A 16,023-nucleotide genomic window follows, 5' to 3' on the forward strand; every position below is an offset into this window, starting at 1 on the left:
ATGGATAACCTACCGTCCCAACAGGGCATCGGCATTGCGCTCCGTTACCTTGGCAATCTCTTCTATACAGGTTCCGCGGATTTCCGCAGCAATCTTTGCAATACCCGGAATATTGGCAGGTGTATTAATCTCTTTTTTCAGCATAAACGGGCTGTCGGTTTCCAAGACGAAATCGGTGTCATTCAGGGTTTTGAGGGTTTCGCGTATTTTTCGCGCATTCGGGTTGAGCAACAGCGAACCGATGCCGATTTTGAAACCCAGTTTCGTCAACACGCGCGCTTCTTCCGCGCTGCCTGAGAAAGCGTGAACGATGCCGCCTTGAGTAAAGCCTATCTGTTTGACGGCGGCGGCGATGTCGGCGGTGGCTTTGAGATTATGGATAATCACGCGGCGGCGCAGGGTTTGCGCGATGGCAAGCTGGCGGCTGAAAACTTGGATTTGCCGTTCGCGCTGCTGCGGCGTTTGGGTTTTATCGTAAAAATCCAAGCCGATTTCGCCGACCCATGCCGTCGGATGCGCCTGCAATGCTTGTTCCAAACGCTGGAAATCCGGTTCGGAAACGTCGTCTGAAAACCAAGGATGGATGCCGAGTGCGATATGAATATTGCCCAAAATCGGGTTTTCAGACGACCTTTGCGCCAAATCCGCCACATCCTGCCAATCCTGCGGCCGAGTCGCGGGAACGATAAACCGCCCTACTCCAGCCTCCCGCGCTGCGGTCAAAACATGCGTCAGGTTTTCGCGTAAGGCGGCATCGGCGAGATGGCAATGGGTGTCGGTGAAGTTCATTTTGATTTCACACTAACTTTAGTCTTACCAATTCTTTGTAAACATCTTCCTTACCCCAGCCTTGCGATACGGCGAGGGTCATGAGCGCGGTGGCGGTTTCGAGGTTGCATTTGCCGCCGTTGATGATGCCCGAGTTGCGGAACACATTGCCTTGCGCGTAAACGGCGGCGGTTCTGCCTTGTCGGACTTGGCTGATGTTGAGCAACAATTTGCCTTGCTGCGTAAAGTCTTGCACGGCGCGGATGAAACCTTCGTCTGCGGGTGTGTTGCCGTGTCCGTAGCTTTGCAGGATAAGGGCGTGGGTGGGAAGCTGTGCGAGTCCGTCCGCAAGTTCTTGGACGGCAAAGCCGGGGATAAGCGTGCGGACGGCGATTTTTGCCTGCGGGTCGGGATAGCGGATTTTGAGGTCGTCTGAAACATCTGCCGCGTCTTGTGACGGGATGCGAAGATTGTGCCAGCCTTGGGTTTCGTCCCATTCAGCGATGGCACCGAAATGCGGGTTGTCGAAGCCTGCAGCGGTTTCGGTGCTGACTTTGCTGCTGCCAACGGCGGGATACAGTTTGCCGTCAAAGGCGATGACGGTTTGTTTGAGCTTGAGGCTGAAGGCGGCAACGGCGGTGGAAAGGTTGCGCGGGGCATCGCTGTTTTCGGCGGCGTAAGGCCATTGTGAACCGGTCAGGACAATCGGCTTGCCCAAGCCTTGCAGGGCGAGTGCGAGGAGGTTGGCGGTGTACGCCATGCTGTCTGTGCCGTGCAGTATCAGGATGCCGTCGCAGGAAGACAGTTTGGCGGCAATGATGTCCAGCCAACCGCGCCAGTGTTGCAGGGTGACGGAGGAGGAATCAATCAAGGGATTGCAGACGTGCCACTCGAAGTCGAGGCCGTCTGAAAAAGGGGAAAGGGCTTGGCTGACAAGCGCGGTATCGGGGCGCAGGCCTTCGCTGCTTTGGGTCATACCTATGGTGCCGCCGGTATAAAGGACAAAAATTTTCTGTTTCATGGCTCATCCTGAAAATGCAAAGACCGCCTGAAACGCGAAATGCGTCCGGACGGTCGAAAATCCGATTTACTGCTGCTTCTGTGCCGCTTTTTTCGCTGCCTTTTCCGCCTTGCGTTTGGCGCGTTTTTCGCTCAATTGTGCGCGGTAAAGCTGATAATGCCGGCGTTTGCGCCACCAAAACCACGCCAGTGCCGCCGCCAGCACTCCCAATGCGATGAAGATGCCCGATTGCAGGCTGTGCATTTTCGCCATCAGCCAATCGATGTTGTGCGCACCGTATTCGCCCAGATAAATCCAAATAGGGACGGAAATCAGTGCGGCCAGTCCATCCATAATGATAAAACGCAAGTATGAAACCTTGCGGCTGATACCGGCTGTAACAAATACGGCCGTTCTCAAGCCGGGCAGGAAACGGGCGACAAATAAGACCCAGTTGCCGTATTTGTCGAATTTTTCCTGAACCTGCTCATAACGTTTCGGCGTCATGATACGCGCAATAGGTTTGAACCTTAGGATTTTCTGCCCCCAAATTCGTCCGGCGGCGAACATGATGCCGTCCCCGACCAATACGCCGAGCATACCGACTGCAAACATAATATGCGGATTGGTATAACCCATACCCGAAATCACGCCGCCTGTTACCAAGGTCAAATCCTCGGGAATCGGCACGCCGAAACCGCAGATGACCAATACAAAAAAAACAGCCGCATAACCGTATTCGACAAAAAAGGCTTCTAAAAAAGCAAACATGGCGGATATTCCATTGTCGGAGATAAAAAGTCAGAACAAACCGAAACATTTTCTACATGAAGCAGGCATTCTATCAAAGATTATGCCGTCTGAAAGCGGAAAAAAGGCAGATTCGCGCATCCTCCGCATGTTCAGACGGCATTTAAACAGAAAACCGGCCGGTTCTGAAAACGGTTTTTCCTGATTTTGCCTAAATGCTGCCGATGGCGGAAGCAATACGTTCCGCCCCTTCGCGCGCCCAATCGGCCTGTCGTGCCTCAACCATCACGCGCACGACGGGTTCGGTTCCCGAAGCGCGCAATACAACCCTTCCTTTGCCTTCGAGTTCTTTTTCCACTTCGGCCAACACGTCTTTCGAAGCTTCCTGCCATTTCTGACCTTTTTGGATGCGCACGTTAATCATAGTTTGCGGATACGGCTGCCAGTCGGCGCAAACGGTGGCGAGGTCTTGGTTCAGGATTTGCAGCGCCGCCAAAACTTGCAGCGCGGAAATAATGCCGTCGCCGGTGTTGTGTTTGTCCATGCACAAAATATGGCCGCTGGCTTCGCCGCCGATGAGCCAGCCGCGTTGGTTCAGTTGTTCCAACACATAGCGGTCGCCGACTTTGGCGCGGCAGAAATCGACGCCCTGCTCTTTCAGGGCGATTTCCATCGCCATATTGGTCATGACCGTGCCGACCACGCCGCCGATGTTGATACCTTCTCGGGCGCGGGCTTTGGCGATGACGTAAATCAGGCTGTCGCCGTCGTAAACCTTACCGTTTTTATCGACCATCATCAGGCGGTCGCCGTCGCCGTCTAAGGCGATGCCGTAGTCGGCTTCATGCTGTAAAACGGCGGCCTGGAGTGTCTTGGTATAAGTCGCACCGCATTTTTCATTGATGTTGTAGCCGTTAGGTTCGTCGCCGATGCTGACGACCTGTGCACCCAGTTCGTGAAACACCTTGGGTGCGACACCGTACCCCGCACCGTTGGCGGTATCGATAACCAACTTCAAACCCCGAAGGTCGGAATGGCTGGGAAAGGTGGATTTGCAAAATTCGATATAGCGTTCGTCCGCACCGCTGATACGGCGTGCGCGCCCGAGGCGTGCAGAAGGCTGGGTTTTCATTTCTTCGTCGATTTTGGCTTCGATTTCCAACTCGATTTCATCGGAAAGCTTCACGCCACCCTCGGCAAAGAATTTGATGCCGTTGTCGGAATAGGCATTATGCGACGCGGAAATCATCACACCGGCGGACAAACGCAGCGCACGGGTCAGATAAGCCACGCCGGGCGTAGGCAGCGGACCGGTTTGGATAACGTTGACACCTGCGGCGGTAAAACCTGCCACCAAAGCGGCTTCCAGCATATAACCGGAAATACGCGTATCCTTACCGATTAAAACGGTCGGTTTCTGGTCGGTGTCGTGCTGAACCAAAACCTGCCCCGCCGCATAGCCGAGTTTCAATACGAAATTGGGCGTAATCGGAAACTGCCCGACTTCGCCGCGCACGCCGTCCGTGCCGAAATATTTTTTTGCCATGTGTTGCTCCGAGAATGTGAACCGTTGTCCGAGATTATACAGTCAGTTTGTACCTTGCTGTCTGCACCGTTGATGCCGTCTGAAGCCGCCCCGTCCTTTTCAGACGGCATGAAGTATGTGAACCGCTGTTTACAGATTGATGCCCAACGCTTCCCACACCTTCAACGCATCCGCCGTCGCCTTCACATCATGCACCCGCACGATTTGCGCGCCGCGCGCCACGGAAGCCAGCGCCGCCGCCACGCTGCCGTGTACGCGTGCCGCCGCATTTGCCTCGCCCGTCAGTTCGCCTATCATGGTTTTGCGCGACACACCGATCAGCAGCGGCAAACCGGTTTCCGCCATCAATTCGGGCAAATGCCGCATCAGTGCGATATTGTGTTGCAAGGTTTTGCCGAAGCCGAAACCGGGGTCAAGCACGATGCGTTGCGGGGCGATGCCTGCCGCGATGCATTCCGCCGCCCGCGCTTTCAAATACCGCGCTACTTCACCGACAACATCCTGATATTTCGGATTAATCTGCATGTTTTCAGGCACACCCTGCATGTGCATCAGGCAAATGCCCGTATCCGCCTGACACGCCAGCAATTCGACCGCGCCTTCGTCGGTCAACGCCGCCACATCGTTAATAATATCGATGCCACCGAGTGCCAACGCTTTTTCCATAATCACCGTGCGGCGCGTGTCCAAACTGACGGGAACGCCCCACCCTGCCACTTCCGCCAATACAGACTCAACCCGCGCCCATTCTTCTTCAGGCGAAACATAACCCGCACCCGGCCGCGTCGATTCGCCGCCGATGTCGAGAATGTCCGCGCCCTCTTTCAAAAGCCGTTCGGCATGCGCCAAAGCTGTTTGGGCGTTTTGCGAATACGCGCCGCCGTCGGGCAAAGAATCGGGCGTGAGATTCACGACACCCATGATTTTCGGTTTGTCCAAACCGATTTCAAACCGTCCTGCCTGCCAAACGCATCCGACCATATCCGTGCCTCCGGAATAAAAAGCAAATTATATACCGTCTGAACAAAACTTGTCCGTTTCAGACGGCATCAGTATTTCAAAAAAGTATCTTGCAGAATCCGCCGCCGTATGAAACATACACTGCCCCTGCAAACGCGGCAACGCCCACGATACCTGATCCGGCGGTATGCCTGCTTATGGGCATTACCCCTTTATACAAGATAATCCGCCCGCACAAAATAGGATTGCCACAAGCCGTGTTATACTGTGGCGTGTTTTACAGACTTTTCAGGCTATGGATTTATTATCGGTCTTCCACAAATACCGTCTAAAATATGCGGTAGCCGTGCTGACGATACTGCTTTTGGCGGCAATCGGGCTGCACGCTTCCGTATATCGCATCTTCACACCTGAAAACATCCGAAGCCGCCTCCAACAAAGCATTGCCCATACGCACCGGAAAATCTCGTTTGATGCGGATATACAGCGCAGGCTTCTGCCCCGGCCGACCGTCATCCTGAAAAACCTGACCATTACCGAACCCGGCGGCGACCGGACTGCCGTTTCCATCAAAGAAACCAAAATCGGATTGAGCTGGAAAAATCTGTGGTCGGATCAGATACAGGTTGAAAAATGGGTGGTTTCGGGTGCGGAACTTGCCCTGACACGCGACGGGAAAGGCGTTTGGAACATCCAAGACCTGATCGACAACCCAAAACGCAAAGCCTCGGTAAACCGCATCATTATCGAAAACAGCACCGTCCACCTCGACTTCCTACAAGAGCGGTTTACCCTGAAGGAAGTCCGCCTCAACCTGCAATCTCCCGTTTCATCGGGACAACAGTTTGAAAGTTCGGGCATACTGGTTTGGGGGAAGCTGTCCGTCCCGTGGAAAAGCAGGGGGCTGTTCCTTTCAGACGGCATCGGCACGCCCGAAATCTCACCGTTCCATTTCGAAGCCGAGACCGCCCTAAACGGGCATGGCATTACCGTTTCCACCACCGGCAACCCCACTATCCGTTTTAACGCTGGCGGAGCGGATGCGGCCAACCTCGGCCTGCGTGCCGACACCGCCTTCCACAACCTCCACCTGACCGCCCAAATCCCTACGCTGGCACTCAGGAACAACCGCATTAAAATTGAAACCGTCAACGGGACATTTACCGCTACCGCCGACGGCGGGAATTCCCAATGGGGCGGATCGTTCAAACTCGATAAGGCCAACCTGCACTCCGGCATCGGCAACATCGGCAACGCCGAAATCTCCGGCAACGTCAAAACACCCCGCCTTCAAACCAACTTTTCCCTCGGCTCGCCATTGGTTTGGAGCCGGAATAACGGTCTGGAGGCGCCGCGCCTGCATGTATCGACCCTTCAGGATACCGTCAACCGCCTGCCGCAACCCCGTTTCATCAGCCAGCTCGACGGTTCGATGTCCATAAAAAACCTTCATCAGTGGCATGCCAAACTCAACGGTTCGTTCGACCGCCAAACCGTTGCCGCGAAATTCAGATACACACATGAAGACGCACCGCACCTGGAAGCCGCCGTCGCACTGCAAAAATTGAACCTGACTCCCTATCTTGACGACGTGCGGCAACAAAACGGCAAAATATTTCCCGACACCCTCGGCAGGCTGTCCGGAGATATCGAGGCCCACCTTAAAATCGGCAATGTCCAACTTCCCGGCCTGCAACTGGACGATATGGAAACCTACCTCCACGCCGACAAAGGCCATATCGCGCTCAGCCGTTTCAAGTCAGGGCTTTACGGCGGCCATACCGAAGGCGGCATCAGCATCGCCAACACTCGCCCCGCCACTTACCGCCTGCAACAGAATGCAAGCAACATCCAAATCCAACCGCTGCTGCAAGACCTGTTCGGCTTCCACAGCTTCAGCGGCAACGGCGATGCGGTCATCGACCTGACCGCGAGCGGCGAAACCCGAAAAGAGCTTATCCGCTCGCTTCAGGGCAGCCTGTCGCTGAATATTTCCAACGGCGCGTGGCACGGTATCGACATGGACAATATCCTGAAAAACGGCATTTCGGGCAAAACTGCCGACAATGCCGCACCCAGCACACCCTTCCACCGATTCACGCTCAACAGCGAAATTTCAGACGGCATCAGCCGCCACATCGATACCGAACTCTTCTCCGACAGCCTCTATGTTACCAGCAACGGCTATACCAATCTGGATACGCAGGAATTGTCTGAAGATGTCCTTATCCGCAACGCCGTCCATCCGAAAAACAAACCGATTCCCCTGAAAATCACCGGTACCGTGGACAAGCCGTCCATTACCGTCGATTACGGCAGGCTGACCGGCGGCATCAATTCGCGCAAAGAGAAACAGAAAATCCTCGAAGACACCCTGCTGGAACAATGGCAGTGGCTCAAACCTAAAGAACCGTAAATACCCTGCGTACAAAAATGCCGTCTGAAACGCCCCCGCGCTTCAGACGGCATGACTTTTCCGACCGACCGTACCACATCGGAAACACAAGCCCCATATCTGTTTGGCTTGGTGTCGGCTGGCAATGCCTCCATTTGTATTTTCGTCAACCCGCAGCGATTTTTCGTTGCCGCATCAAAAACAAAGTATGTCGGTTATATAGTGGATTAACAAAAATCAGGACAAGGCGACGAAGCCGCAGACAGTACAAATAGTACGGAACCGATTCACTTGGTGCTTGAGCACCTTAGAGAATCGTTCTCTTTGAGCTAAGGCGAGGCAACGCTGTACTGGTTTTTGTTAATCCACTATATTTCACGACAGGGTATAGGCTGCCCATACTGAAAAGGCAAACAAGAACGCGAACCAAAACCAACCGCCTATCGATTCGCCCATATCGGCAGAAAACGTCCGCCAGTCCAAACATTCCGTGTTTCCATAATCTTCGACACGAAACAGACCCAAGCTCAAAACCGGCACAACGATACGTGCGGTCCGATGGAAAAAACGGCTTGGTTCCGCAAACGGGAATGCCGAACACATCAGCTCGAGTATCCAGTCCGCCACCTCCGCCAAAATCCTGACCGCCCATTTGAACAGTTCGTCCATGTGTCTTCCCCCCATGCCATCCTAAAAACCGGCCCAACCGACAAAAAACCAGCCACCAGCCGAATATCGACGACGCCGCAAGCAGTGCGGCGAACACCGACCATGCCGAGACCGCCATCTTCCGCCGCAGCGACACGCGCCGCACATTCCGCCAGCCGCCTCGTTTCCAGGCGTGGTACAGGATTTTCAGCCGCCGCAATCCGTAACGGACAAAATCACAGCTTGCCGCAAAAGCCCAGCCACTACGCCCAACAAATCCGCCAACATACGCCTTTCCCAACCGTTTCCAAACAGACAAACAGAACGCGTCTGTCCCGCCAGACAATCGCCTTTCAGACGGCATCGGCTGCCTCGAAATTGCCATCCCAACACAAAACCACACAGGCAACACACAAATGCCGTCTGAAAATCCAAACGGCGGCATAGCAATGCCGCCCTGCAACCGTAGGGCGGCATTGCGTATCAAATTAACTTTCAATATATTGATTCAAAATAAAAAATACTCAATTATCGTCATTTCCGCCAGCGCGGGAATGACGACACGAGAAATCTATTTGAATCTACTATAAGCCGAGTTCCTCCCAAATCCCATCAATCTTAGCCGTAACCGCAGGGTCTTTTTTGATTACCCGTCCCCATTCGCGGTCGGTTTCGCCCGGCCACTTGTTGGTCGCATCCAAACCCATTTTGCCGCCGAGTCCGCTGACGGGGCTGGCGAAGTCAAGATAATCGATGGGCGTGTTTTCCACTAAAACGGTATCGCGTACAGGGTCCATGCGTGTGGTTACCGCCCAGATGACTTCTTTCCAGTCGCGCACGTCCACATCGTCATCCACCACGATGATGAATTTGGTGTACATAAACTGGCGCAGGAACGACCAGCAACCCATCATTACGCGCTTGGCGTGTCCGGCGTATTGTTTTTTCATGCTGACCACCGCCATGCGGTAGGAGCAGCCTTCGGGCGGCAGGTAAAAATCGGTGATTTCGGGGAACTGCTTTTGCAAAAGCGGTACGAACACTTCGTTCAACGCCACGCCCAAAACGGCAGGTTCATCGGGCGGTTTGCCCGTGTAGGTGGAATGGTAAATCGGGTTTTCGCGCATGGTGATGCGTTCGACCGTGAACACAGGGAAATGATCCTGCTCATTGTAATAGCCCGTGTGGTCGCCGTATGGACCTTCCAACGCGGTTTCGTTCGGATGAATCACACCTTCCAACACGATTTCTGCGCGTGCAGGCACTTGCAAATCGTTGCCGATACATTTCACCAGTTCCGTCCGCGAACCGCGCAGCAGTCCGGCAAACTGGTATTCGCTCAAGGTATCGGGAACGGGCGTTACCGCACCCAAAATGGTGGCAGGGTCGCAGCCAAGCACGACAGCGACGGGATACGGCGTATCGGGATTGAGTTTGCGGAATTCCTGATAATCCAACGCGCCGCCGCGATGCGACAGCCAGCGCATGATCAGCTTGTTTTTGCCGATTAATTGTTGGCGGTAAATGCCTAAGTTTTGGCGTTTTTTGTGCGGCCCGCGCGTGACGGTCAAGCCCCACGTTACCAGCGGCGCAACGTCTTCCGGCCAGCAATGCTGAATCGGAAGCTGATACAAATCAACGTCTTCGCCTTCCCATACGATTTCCTGACACGGCGCATTTTTCACCACGTTCGGCACCATGCTCCAAATGTCTTTCAGCAGCGGCAGTTTGGAAAACGCGTCTTTGATGCCTTTGGGCGGTTCGGGTTCTTTCAAATACGCCAGCGTCTGCCCGATTTCACGCAGCTTGGACACGCTGTCCGCGCCCATGCCCATCGCCACACGTTCGGGCGTGCCGAACAGGTTTGCCAATACGGGATAAGCGTAGCGCGTACCGTCGGGCTTAATCGGATTCTCAAACAACAACGCCGGCCCTTCGGCGCGCAGCACGTGGTCGGCGATTTCGGTCATTTCCAAATGCGGGGAAACAGGATGCGCGACGCGCTTGAGTTTGCCCTGTTGCTCGAGCATAGCGATGAAGTCGCGCAGGTCTTTGTATTTCATATTTATCCTTTTTGTCCTGAACAATCCGATTCGGATACCGCCCCTATCCTTGCCTGCGCTTCGGCATATTCTATGCCGTGATAAAAGTCGCGTACCAGCGGATGTCCGCCGCTTTGATGAAGTTGCAGCAAAGGACGTTGACCATCGGGTTGGGTAACGACATTGCAATGCAGACCGAAGGTGTCGGTTTCATAAGGGGGCAGCCAATTGCAGATCATGCCGAAATAAACGACGTTTTCCGGATTGTCGTGAAAGTGGCTTTGATAGTCGTTAAAACTCTTTTCGCTGACAGATACCCACACGCCGTATTCCAGCGTTTCCTGATACCCGATAATCGGAATCGGCAGCACCGCGCGGATAAAACGGTCGGTTTGGTCGGGATAGCGGATGATGCAGAAATCAGAATCGCATTCCGCTTGATAAGCAATGCGTTCTTCTTCACTGAGTTGATTATAGGGATAGGGGGCGGTAAAGCCGATTGCGGGCATTTCTTCGTGGTTTTCGCCGCAGGAAGTGCAAGTGTACATAAGGTTTCAGACTTTCAAAACGAGTTTGCGGTAAAGCCATTCGCCGGCAAACAGCATCCCCATCAATACATAGGCAATCACGCCGGTATAAACCGCCCACCAATCATATCGCCCCAACCGTACCAACAAAGCGGCAAGCGTCCCGTTGATTATAAAAAATACGCACCAAACCTGCGTTACCCGGCGGGTATAGCGCACAGCTTTTTCAGGTAGGTCGGGCTGTTGCAGCCGCGCGAGCCTTTCTATGACCGTCTGTCCGGCAAACAGGCTTCCCCCAAACACCGCCAACATCATCAGATTGACGAGGACGGGATACCAATACATTGAGTCGCGCCGCCCGAACACCAATACTGCGGCAAAAAACAGTGTAATAAACAAAGCCGCATAACGCTGTTGGGGCAGTTTGGCAGTCAGGGCGCGCAGCAGCCACAACCCGCACATCGCCGCCGCCAGCCAAACAAACCAGCCCGCCTCCCTGCCGTAATACCATAAAGCCGGATAGGCAATGCTTAATACGGTCAGAAAAATATGTCCGAAAAAACCGGGTTTCATTTTGAATCCGCACAAATGTTTTCAGACGGCATCCGATAATAATATGCCGTCTGAAAAATAATCAGAGATGCCGCCTACCCCGCCTGAATCTTCAATACCGCCTGTACCACGTCGTTGACGGTGCGGACATTGCGGAAATCTTCAGCCTGCAGCTTGTGGCCGGTTTCGCGCTTGATGCGGTCAATCAGGTCGATGGCATCAATGCTGTCGATTTCCAAATCTTCGTAAAGGTTGGTATCGGGCGTAATCCGTTCCGGTTCGATTTCAAACAACTCGGTCAGGGTATCGCGCAACAACCGGTAGATTTCTTGTTCGGTCATATGTTTCATCCTTATGCTTGGCGGCTTTTGACAAAGGCGGCGAGTGTTTTGACATTGGCAAAATGTTCGCGCAAGTTCTCCTGCTCGCCGTCCAATCGGAAACCGAAATGTTTTTGCACCGCCAAGCCCAATTCCAACGCATCGACGGAATCCAGTCCCAGCCCTTCGTCGCCGAACAGCGCGTCTTCGCTGCCGATGTCGGCGGCAGTTATATCCTCCAAAGCCAAACTGTCGATAATCAGTTGTTTGATTTGGTTTTCCAAGTCATTCATATGGTTTTCCTTGTAAAATAGTCCTGCAGATATTCATTCAGCCGCCGCGCCGCAATCGGCAACGGTTTCTCGGCGAGCCAGTCTTGGGGGAGGATGTCGTCTCCGACGGTAATTTCATACCGTATCCTTTTCGGGGGGATGCGGTACCACGGCTGCCCCTTTTTAAAATTGGGCGGATTCATTTTGATACATACGGGCGTAATCACTTCAGCATAGCGCAGTCCCAAAGAAACCGCGCCCCGGTGCATTTTTACCCGTCCGTCCCACCCCGTCCTCGTTCCTTCGGGGAACACCAGCAGGCTCTGCCCGCTGTCAAAAACCGCCTTTACTGTTTCCAGCATTGCTTCCGACTCTTCGTTCGGAATATAGCCCGCACCTTTAATCTGGCTGCTCATTGCCGGATTGTGCTGCAAATCTTTTTTCACGATGCAGTTCATTTCGGGCACATGGCCGACAAGCAGCACAACATCCAGCAAAGACGGATGGTTTGCCAAAATCAACTGTCCCGGGCGGTTGAGTTTTTCAATACCCCTGAACGATACCTCCAACACGCCCGACCATTTCAGATAAGCGGCAAACAAACGCCAAGATGTTCCGATAATCCGGCGCGCCGCCAATTGGCGGGCGACAGACCTTGAAGTGCCGTTCAAAGTGTAAGGCAGCAAAACCAATTTCATCATAATGCCGCCGACACCGAAAATCACAAATCCTAACCAAGTCGCCGCAAAACGGCGGCAATAATCCAATTTATCCATTCCGCTGCCACAGCCATTCACGATTGCGATATACCCGGCGGCATTCCCGACTGCCGTTCAGCAGAAAACGCACCCATTCCAAACCGCTCCAATATGCCTCGGGCAGCATACCGGCTTCAGACGGCATATCGTCCGAAGCAGACAAAGTCAGACTGTAACGCGTCCCTTTGGTCAGAACCATCGCCAAAGCATAAGCAAACGGCGCGCGCGTTGCCGATACGGCATATCCTTCCGGCAGCGGATCGTCCGCCACCAAAACCAAAACCGACCCGCATCCCTCTTCCAACAGGGACGCCGCTTCCGCCAATGCCGTTTCCACACCGTCGGCACACACGGCCAATGCCGTCTGCTCGCTCATATCCTGACGCAATATCGACCACTGCCCCGCCGTTGCATTGTGCACCGACAAACCGAACGAAGTCGGCGACACGGTTTGCGATTTCAACAGTTCCAACCACAAATCGAAACTACGCGCCATTTCCCCATCGTGCGAGGCATAAACTACCGGACTGCCGGGATAGGCGGAGGCAATGTCCCAAGCCGCGTCGCATACCAAACGCGCCGCCTTACTCAAACGGCGGCGCTGCATAGTGGGCAGGAACGGCAATTCCGGCCTGACATCGGGCAAACCGTCGGCAAAATCCGGACATTCCGCCCATTTTGCCCACTGGGCCATATCGCGCATTTTGCTGCCCGAAACCCGCCAGTCGGCGATGTCGAAGTGGAACCGGCAAATAATCGGCGGCATAGTTTCTTTCAAAAATTTACACTGTGCCGCATTCTAACCAAAGCCCATCCCCCTGACAATGCCGAAATTCAAACGCATTTCTGCCTCCTTTCTCCGACAACGCCGCCCCTCGGCAAACCGCCAAAATTAGCCTGAATTTACATTTATCATTATAATGCCCGTATTTGCCAGCCTGCCGCCGCAATATATGGACACACTGCCAGAATGCCCGATTACCGACACTGCCTCCCTGCTGCCGCACAGCGGGCGTATGGTTCTGATAGACCGCATTACTCGATACAGCGATGATTTTGTCGAAGCAGGGGCGCAGATAAAACCCGACCACATCCTGCTGGTCGGCGGCATACTGCCCTACACGGCATTTATCGAACTGATGGCACAGGCTGTCGGCGCATATGCCGGCCTCCAAGCCCGAAAAAACGCGCAACCGGTCCGGCTCGGCTTCCTGCTCGGCACGCGCAAACTTGAAATCTTCGCCCAATCCGTCCCTGTCGGCACGCATCTGCTGGCAACGGCGCATGTGTCTATTCAAGATGCTGGGGGGATGGGCGTGTTCGACTGCGAACTGCGTTGGACGGACGCGCCGGAAACTTCATCCGAAACACTCCCTTCAGACGGCATTTTGGCGCGCGCCTCATTGAACGTGTACAGCCCCGAACACCCTGTCGAAACAACTTAATGCCGTCTGAACAGGTACATATATACGGAGAACAACCATGACCGAAACCGTCCTGATTACCGGCTCCAACAGGGGCATAGGCAAAGCCGCTGCACTCGGTTTGGCGGAAGACGGCTTTGATATCGCCGTCCACTGCCGCAGCCGCCGCGACGAAGCCGAAGCCGTGGCGGAAGAAATCCGCGCTTTGGGCAGAAATGCGCGCGTGTTGCAGTTTGACGTGTCCGACCGCGAAGCCTGCCGCGAGATTCTGACCGCCGACATCGAAGCAAACGGCGCGTATTACGGCGTGGTGTTGAACGCCGGACTGACGCGCGACAATGCCTTCCCCGCGTTTTCAGACGACGATTGGGATGTGGTGCTGCGGACTAATTTGGACGGTTTTTACAATGTATTGCATCCGCTGGTTATGCCGATGATACGCCGCCGCAAAGCCGGACGGATTGTGTGTATGGCATCGGTGTCCGGCTTGACCGGCAACCGCGGGCAGGTCAATTACAGCGCGTCAAAAGCGGGCATTATCGGCGCGGCAAAAGCTTTGGCGGTTGAGTTGGCAAAACGCAAAATTACCGTCAACTGCGTGGCGCCGGGTCTCATCGATACCGATATTATCGATGAGAACGTACCCGTCGAAGAAATCTTAAAGGCCGTCCCCGCCGCGCGTATGGGGCTGCCGGAAGAAGTGGCGCACGCGGTGCGCTTTTTGATGGATGAAAAAGCGGCGTACATCACGCGCCAGGTGATTGCGGTGAACGGAGGTTTGTGTTGAATACCAGAAGGGTCGTAGTAACGGGCATAGGCGGCATTACCGCCTTCGGCCGGGATTGGCAAAGCATACAGGCAGCATTCAAAGCCGAAAAAAACGCCGTCAAATATATGGATTGGCACGAACGTTTCCCCGAATTGGAAGCGCAACTGGGTGCGCCGATTGAAAATTACGCGCCGCCGAAACATTGGACGCGCAAGCAGCTCAGAAGTATGGGGCGCGTGTCGTATTTGTGCGTCGATGCGGCGGAGCAGGCGCTGGCGGATGCCGGTTTGCTCGGGGACGAAAGCATTACCGACGGACGGATGGGCGTTGCCTGCGGCTCTTCCAGCGGCAGCACCAAAGACATCGGCGATGTGGGCGAATTGTTGCTGACCGGCACGTCGCGCAACTTCAGCGCCAACACCTATGTACGCATGATGCCGCATACGACCGCCGCCAATATCGGCATCTTTTTCGGACTGAAAGGACGCATCATCCCGACATCGAGCGCGTGTTCGTCCGGCAGCCAAGGCATAGGTTATGCTTACGAAGCCATCAAATACGGTCTGACCGATATGATGCTGGCGGGCGGAGGTGAAGAATTTTGCCCGTCCGAAGTTTATGTTTTCGACTCGCTTTATGCCGCCAGCCGCCGCAACGGCGAACCGGAAAAAACCCCGCGCCCATACGACGCGAACCGCGACGGGCTGGTCATCGGCGAAGGCGCGGGGATTTTCGTATTGGAAGAATTGGAACACGCCAAACGGCGCGGTGCGAAAATTTACGCCGAACTCGTCGGCTACGGGGCCAACAGCGACGGCAGCCACGTTACCCAGCCGCAAAAAGACACGATGCAGAAATGTATGGAACTCGCGCTGCAAGACGCGGGCATCACGCCCGACAAAATCGGCTATGTGAACGGGCACGGCACGGCAACCGAAAAAGGCGACATCGCCGAAACGCTGGCGACCGAAGCCGTGTTCGGATTTGTGCCGATGAGTTCGCAAAAAAGCTATTTGGGACACACGCTCGGCGCGTGCGGCGCGCTGGAAGCGTGGTTCTCGATTGAAATGATGAACGGCGGCTGGTTCGCCCCGACCCTGAACTTGAACGACATCGATCCGCGCTGCGGCAAGGCGGACTATATTTTAAGCGGCGGACGTGAAATCCAAACCGATTACGTGATGAGCAACAATTTCGCCTTCGGCGGCGTGAACACTTCACTGGTGTTCAAACGTTGGAAGGACGGATAAAGCCGCACAATCCGATTACATCATATTGATTTAAAACGGAGT

The 16,023-nt window shown here is 54.4% G+C and carries 19 protein-coding genes; 6 read left to right on the plus strand and 13 right to left on the minus strand.

Features of this window, described 5'->3' with window-relative positions; translation table 11 throughout:
• Nucleotides 1–9 precede the first annotated feature (9 nt).
• The 5 genes from Q9J80_RS06360 to folP form a co-directional block, all read right to left on the minus strand.
• Nucleotides 10–789 carry a TatD family hydrolase gene (locus Q9J80_RS06360; protein ID WP_304671616.1) on the minus strand — a complete coding sequence of 260 codons (780 nt, stop codon included), beginning with the start codon at nucleotides 787–789 and terminating at the stop codon, nucleotides 10–12.
• 7 nt (nucleotides 790–796) lie between these two features.
• Nucleotides 797–1,789: an asparaginase gene (locus Q9J80_RS06365; protein WP_304671617.1), complete on the minus strand. Its 993-nt coding sequence runs from the start codon at nucleotides 1,787–1,789 to the stop codon at nucleotides 797–799.
• A gap of 66 nt (nucleotides 1,790–1,855) precedes the next feature.
• Complete coding sequence (locus tag Q9J80_RS06370) at nucleotides 1,856–2,539, minus strand: DedA family protein (RefSeq protein WP_219199124.1); 684 nt, start codon at nucleotides 2,537–2,539, stop codon at nucleotides 1,856–1,858.
• Nucleotides 2,540–2,729: 190 nt separating this feature from the next.
• Nucleotides 2,730–4,064 (minus strand): phosphoglucosamine mutase, encoded by a 1,335-nt coding sequence (gene glmM / locus Q9J80_RS06375; RefSeq protein WP_304672772.1) that lies wholly within the window; start codon nucleotides 4,062–4,064, stop codon nucleotides 2,730–2,732.
• A 129-nt stretch (nucleotides 4,065–4,193) separates the two neighbouring features.
• Complete coding sequence (gene folP, locus Q9J80_RS06380) at nucleotides 4,194–5,045, minus strand: dihydropteroate synthase (RefSeq protein ID WP_301673041.1); 852 nt, start codon at nucleotides 5,043–5,045, stop codon at nucleotides 4,194–4,196.
• Nucleotides 5,046–5,319: 274 nt separating this feature from the next.
• Here folP and Q9J80_RS06385 point away from each other — a divergent pair, with 274 nt between their 5' ends.
• Nucleotides 5,320–7,440, plus strand: a complete 2,121-nt coding sequence (locus Q9J80_RS06385; protein ID WP_304672771.1) for an AsmA family protein — start codon at nucleotides 5,320–5,322, stop codon at nucleotides 7,438–7,440.
• Nucleotides 7,441–7,794: 354 nt separating this feature from the next.
• Here Q9J80_RS06385 and Q9J80_RS06390 read toward each other — a convergent pair whose 3' ends face one another.
• On the minus strand, nucleotides 7,795–8,088 hold the full coding sequence (locus tag Q9J80_RS06390; RefSeq protein WP_101118470.1) for a 6-aminohexanoate hydrolase: 294 nt from the start codon (nucleotides 8,086–8,088) through the stop codon (nucleotides 7,795–7,797).
• A 102-nt stretch (nucleotides 8,089–8,190) separates the two neighbouring features.
• Between Q9J80_RS06390 and Q9J80_RS06395 the strand changes: the two genes are divergently transcribed.
• Both Q9J80_RS06395 and Q9J80_RS06400 read left to right on the plus strand, forming a co-directional pair.
• Nucleotides 8,191–8,514 carry a hypothetical protein gene (locus tag Q9J80_RS06395; RefSeq protein WP_304672770.1) on the plus strand — a complete coding sequence of 108 codons (324 nt, stop codon included), beginning with the start codon at nucleotides 8,191–8,193 and terminating at the stop codon, nucleotides 8,512–8,514.
• Entirely contained in the window at nucleotides 8,484–8,657 is a 174-nt protein-coding gene (locus tag Q9J80_RS06400) for a hypothetical protein (RefSeq protein WP_159068571.1), read from the plus strand. Before Q9J80_RS06395 ends, Q9J80_RS06400 begins: the two co-directional genes overlap by 31 nt.
• Here the strand turns inward: Q9J80_RS06400 and ubiD are convergent.
• From ubiD to Q9J80_RS06435, 7 genes are all read right to left on the minus strand, one after another.
• Nucleotides 8,652–10,130, minus strand: coding sequence for a 4-hydroxy-3-polyprenylbenzoate decarboxylase (gene ubiD, locus Q9J80_RS06405; protein WP_304672769.1), 1,479 nt, complete (start codon nucleotides 10,128–10,130; stop codon nucleotides 8,652–8,654). The genes Q9J80_RS06400 and ubiD overlap by 6 nt on opposite strands.
• 2 nt (nucleotides 10,131–10,132) lie before the next feature.
• Nucleotides 10,133–10,657 (minus strand): DUF2199 domain-containing protein, encoded by a 525-nt coding sequence (locus tag Q9J80_RS06410; RefSeq protein WP_304672768.1) that lies wholly within the window; start codon nucleotides 10,655–10,657, stop codon nucleotides 10,133–10,135.
• A gap of 6 nt (nucleotides 10,658–10,663) precedes the next feature.
• Entirely contained in the window at nucleotides 10,664–11,209 is a 546-nt protein-coding gene (locus Q9J80_RS06415; protein ID WP_304672767.1) for a COG4648 family protein, read from the minus strand.
• A gap of 74 nt (nucleotides 11,210–11,283) precedes the next feature.
• Nucleotides 11,284–11,529: an acyl carrier protein gene (locus Q9J80_RS06420; RefSeq protein ID WP_250314296.1), complete on the minus strand. Its 246-nt coding sequence runs from the start codon at nucleotides 11,527–11,529 to the stop codon at nucleotides 11,284–11,286.
• Nucleotides 11,530–11,540: 11 nt separating this feature from the next.
• Nucleotides 11,541–11,801: a phosphopantetheine-binding protein gene (locus Q9J80_RS06425; protein ID WP_003750043.1), complete on the minus strand. Its 261-nt coding sequence runs from the start codon at nucleotides 11,799–11,801 to the stop codon at nucleotides 11,541–11,543.
• Nucleotides 11,798–12,556, minus strand: a complete 759-nt coding sequence (locus tag Q9J80_RS06430; protein WP_301673047.1) for a lysophospholipid acyltransferase family protein — start codon at nucleotides 12,554–12,556, stop codon at nucleotides 11,798–11,800. The genes Q9J80_RS06425 and Q9J80_RS06430 overlap by 4 nt, the downstream gene beginning before the upstream one ends.
• Nucleotides 12,549–13,304, minus strand: coding sequence for a beta-ketoacyl synthase chain length factor (locus Q9J80_RS06435; protein WP_301673048.1), 756 nt, complete (start codon nucleotides 13,302–13,304; stop codon nucleotides 12,549–12,551). Before Q9J80_RS06435 ends, Q9J80_RS06430 begins: the two co-directional genes overlap by 8 nt.
• Nucleotides 13,305–13,458: 154 nt before the next feature.
• On the opposite strand from Q9J80_RS06435, the gene Q9J80_RS06440 reads away from it, so the two are divergent.
• Genes Q9J80_RS06440 through Q9J80_RS06450 form a run of 3 tightly spaced genes read left to right on the plus strand, consistent with a single transcriptional unit; the run spans nucleotide 13,459 to nucleotide 15,981 of the window.
• Nucleotides 13,459–13,983 carry a hotdog family protein gene (locus Q9J80_RS06440; RefSeq protein ID WP_301673049.1) on the plus strand — a complete coding sequence of 175 codons (525 nt, stop codon included), beginning with the start codon at nucleotides 13,459–13,461 and terminating at the stop codon, nucleotides 13,981–13,983.
• A 37-nt stretch (nucleotides 13,984–14,020) separates the two neighbouring features.
• The gene (gene fabG / locus Q9J80_RS06445) at nucleotides 14,021–14,749 is read left to right on the plus strand and encodes a 3-oxoacyl-ACP reductase FabG (protein WP_118817970.1); all 729 of its coding nucleotides are present in this window, start codon (nucleotides 14,021–14,023) and stop codon (nucleotides 14,747–14,749) included.
• On the plus strand, nucleotides 14,743–15,981 hold the full coding sequence (locus Q9J80_RS06450) for a beta-ketoacyl-ACP synthase (protein WP_304671619.1): 1,239 nt from the start codon (nucleotides 14,743–14,745) through the stop codon (nucleotides 15,979–15,981). The genes fabG and Q9J80_RS06450 overlap by 7 nt, the downstream gene beginning before the upstream one ends.
• Nucleotides 15,982–16,023 lie beyond the last annotated feature (42 nt).

It is taken from the genome of Neisseria blantyrii (genome assembly GCF_962747855.1).
Lineage (GTDB): Bacteria > Pseudomonadota > Gammaproteobacteria > Burkholderiales > Neisseriaceae > Neisseria > Neisseria viridiae.

What these genes read in the sequence shown, in the direction of transcription:
- Q9J80_RS06400 (WP_159068571.1), top strand. Translation starts at nt 8,484, where the DNA reads ATGCCGTCTGAAAATCCAAACGGCGGCATAGCAATGCCGCCCTGCAAC.
- Q9J80_RS06360 (WP_304671616.1), bottom strand. Translation starts at nt 789, where the DNA reads ATGAACTTCACCGACACCCATTGCCATCTCGCCGATGCCGCCTTACGC.
- glmM (WP_304672772.1), bottom strand. Translation starts at nt 4,064, where the DNA reads ATGGCAAAAAAATATTTCGGCACGGACGGCGTGCGCGGCGAAGTCGGG.
- Q9J80_RS06385 (WP_304672771.1), top strand. Translation starts at nt 5,320, where the DNA reads ATGGATTTATTATCGGTCTTCCACAAATACCGTCTAAAATATGCGGTA.
- Q9J80_RS06370 (WP_219199124.1), bottom strand. Translation starts at nt 2,539, where the DNA reads ATGTTTGCTTTTTTAGAAGCCTTTTTTGTCGAATACGGTTATGCGGCT.
- Q9J80_RS06440 (WP_301673049.1), top strand. Translation starts at nt 13,459, where the DNA reads ATGCCCGTATTTGCCAGCCTGCCGCCGCAATATATGGACACACTGCCA.
- Q9J80_RS06425 (WP_003750043.1), bottom strand. Translation starts at nt 11,801, where the DNA reads ATGAATGACTTGGAAAACCAAATCAAACAACTGATTATCGACAGTTTG.
- Q9J80_RS06365 (WP_304671617.1), bottom strand. Translation starts at nt 1,789, where the DNA reads ATGAAACAGAAAATTTTTGTCCTTTATACCGGCGGCACCATAGGTATG.
- folP (WP_301673041.1), bottom strand. Translation starts at nt 5,045, where the DNA reads ATGGTCGGATGCGTTTGGCAGGCAGGACGGTTTGAAATCGGTTTGGAC.
- ubiD (WP_304672769.1), bottom strand. Translation starts at nt 10,130, where the DNA reads ATGAAATACAAAGACCTGCGCGACTTCATCGCTATGCTCGAGCAACAG.
- fabG (WP_118817970.1), top strand. Translation starts at nt 14,021, where the DNA reads ATGACCGAAACCGTCCTGATTACCGGCTCCAACAGGGGCATAGGCAAA.
- Q9J80_RS06420 (WP_250314296.1), bottom strand. Translation starts at nt 11,529, where the DNA reads ATGACCGAACAAGAAATCTACCGGTTGTTGCGCGATACCCTGACCGAG.
- Q9J80_RS06390 (WP_101118470.1), bottom strand. Translation starts at nt 8,088, where the DNA reads ATGGACGAACTGTTCAAATGGGCGGTCAGGATTTTGGCGGAGGTGGCG.
- Q9J80_RS06430 (WP_301673047.1), bottom strand. Translation starts at nt 12,556, where the DNA reads ATGGATAAATTGGATTATTGCCGCCGTTTTGCGGCGACTTGGTTAGGA.
- Q9J80_RS06435 (WP_301673048.1), bottom strand. Translation starts at nt 13,304, where the DNA reads ATGCCGCCGATTATTTGCCGGTTCCACTTCGACATCGCCGACTGGCGG.
- Q9J80_RS06415 (WP_304672767.1), bottom strand. Translation starts at nt 11,209, where the DNA reads ATGAAACCCGGTTTTTTCGGACATATTTTTCTGACCGTATTAAGCATT.
- Q9J80_RS06395 (WP_304672770.1), top strand. Translation starts at nt 8,191, where the DNA reads ATGCCGAGACCGCCATCTTCCGCCGCAGCGACACGCGCCGCACATTCC.
- Q9J80_RS06410 (WP_304672768.1), bottom strand. Translation starts at nt 10,657, where the DNA reads ATGTACACTTGCACTTCCTGCGGCGAAAACCACGAAGAAATGCCCGCA.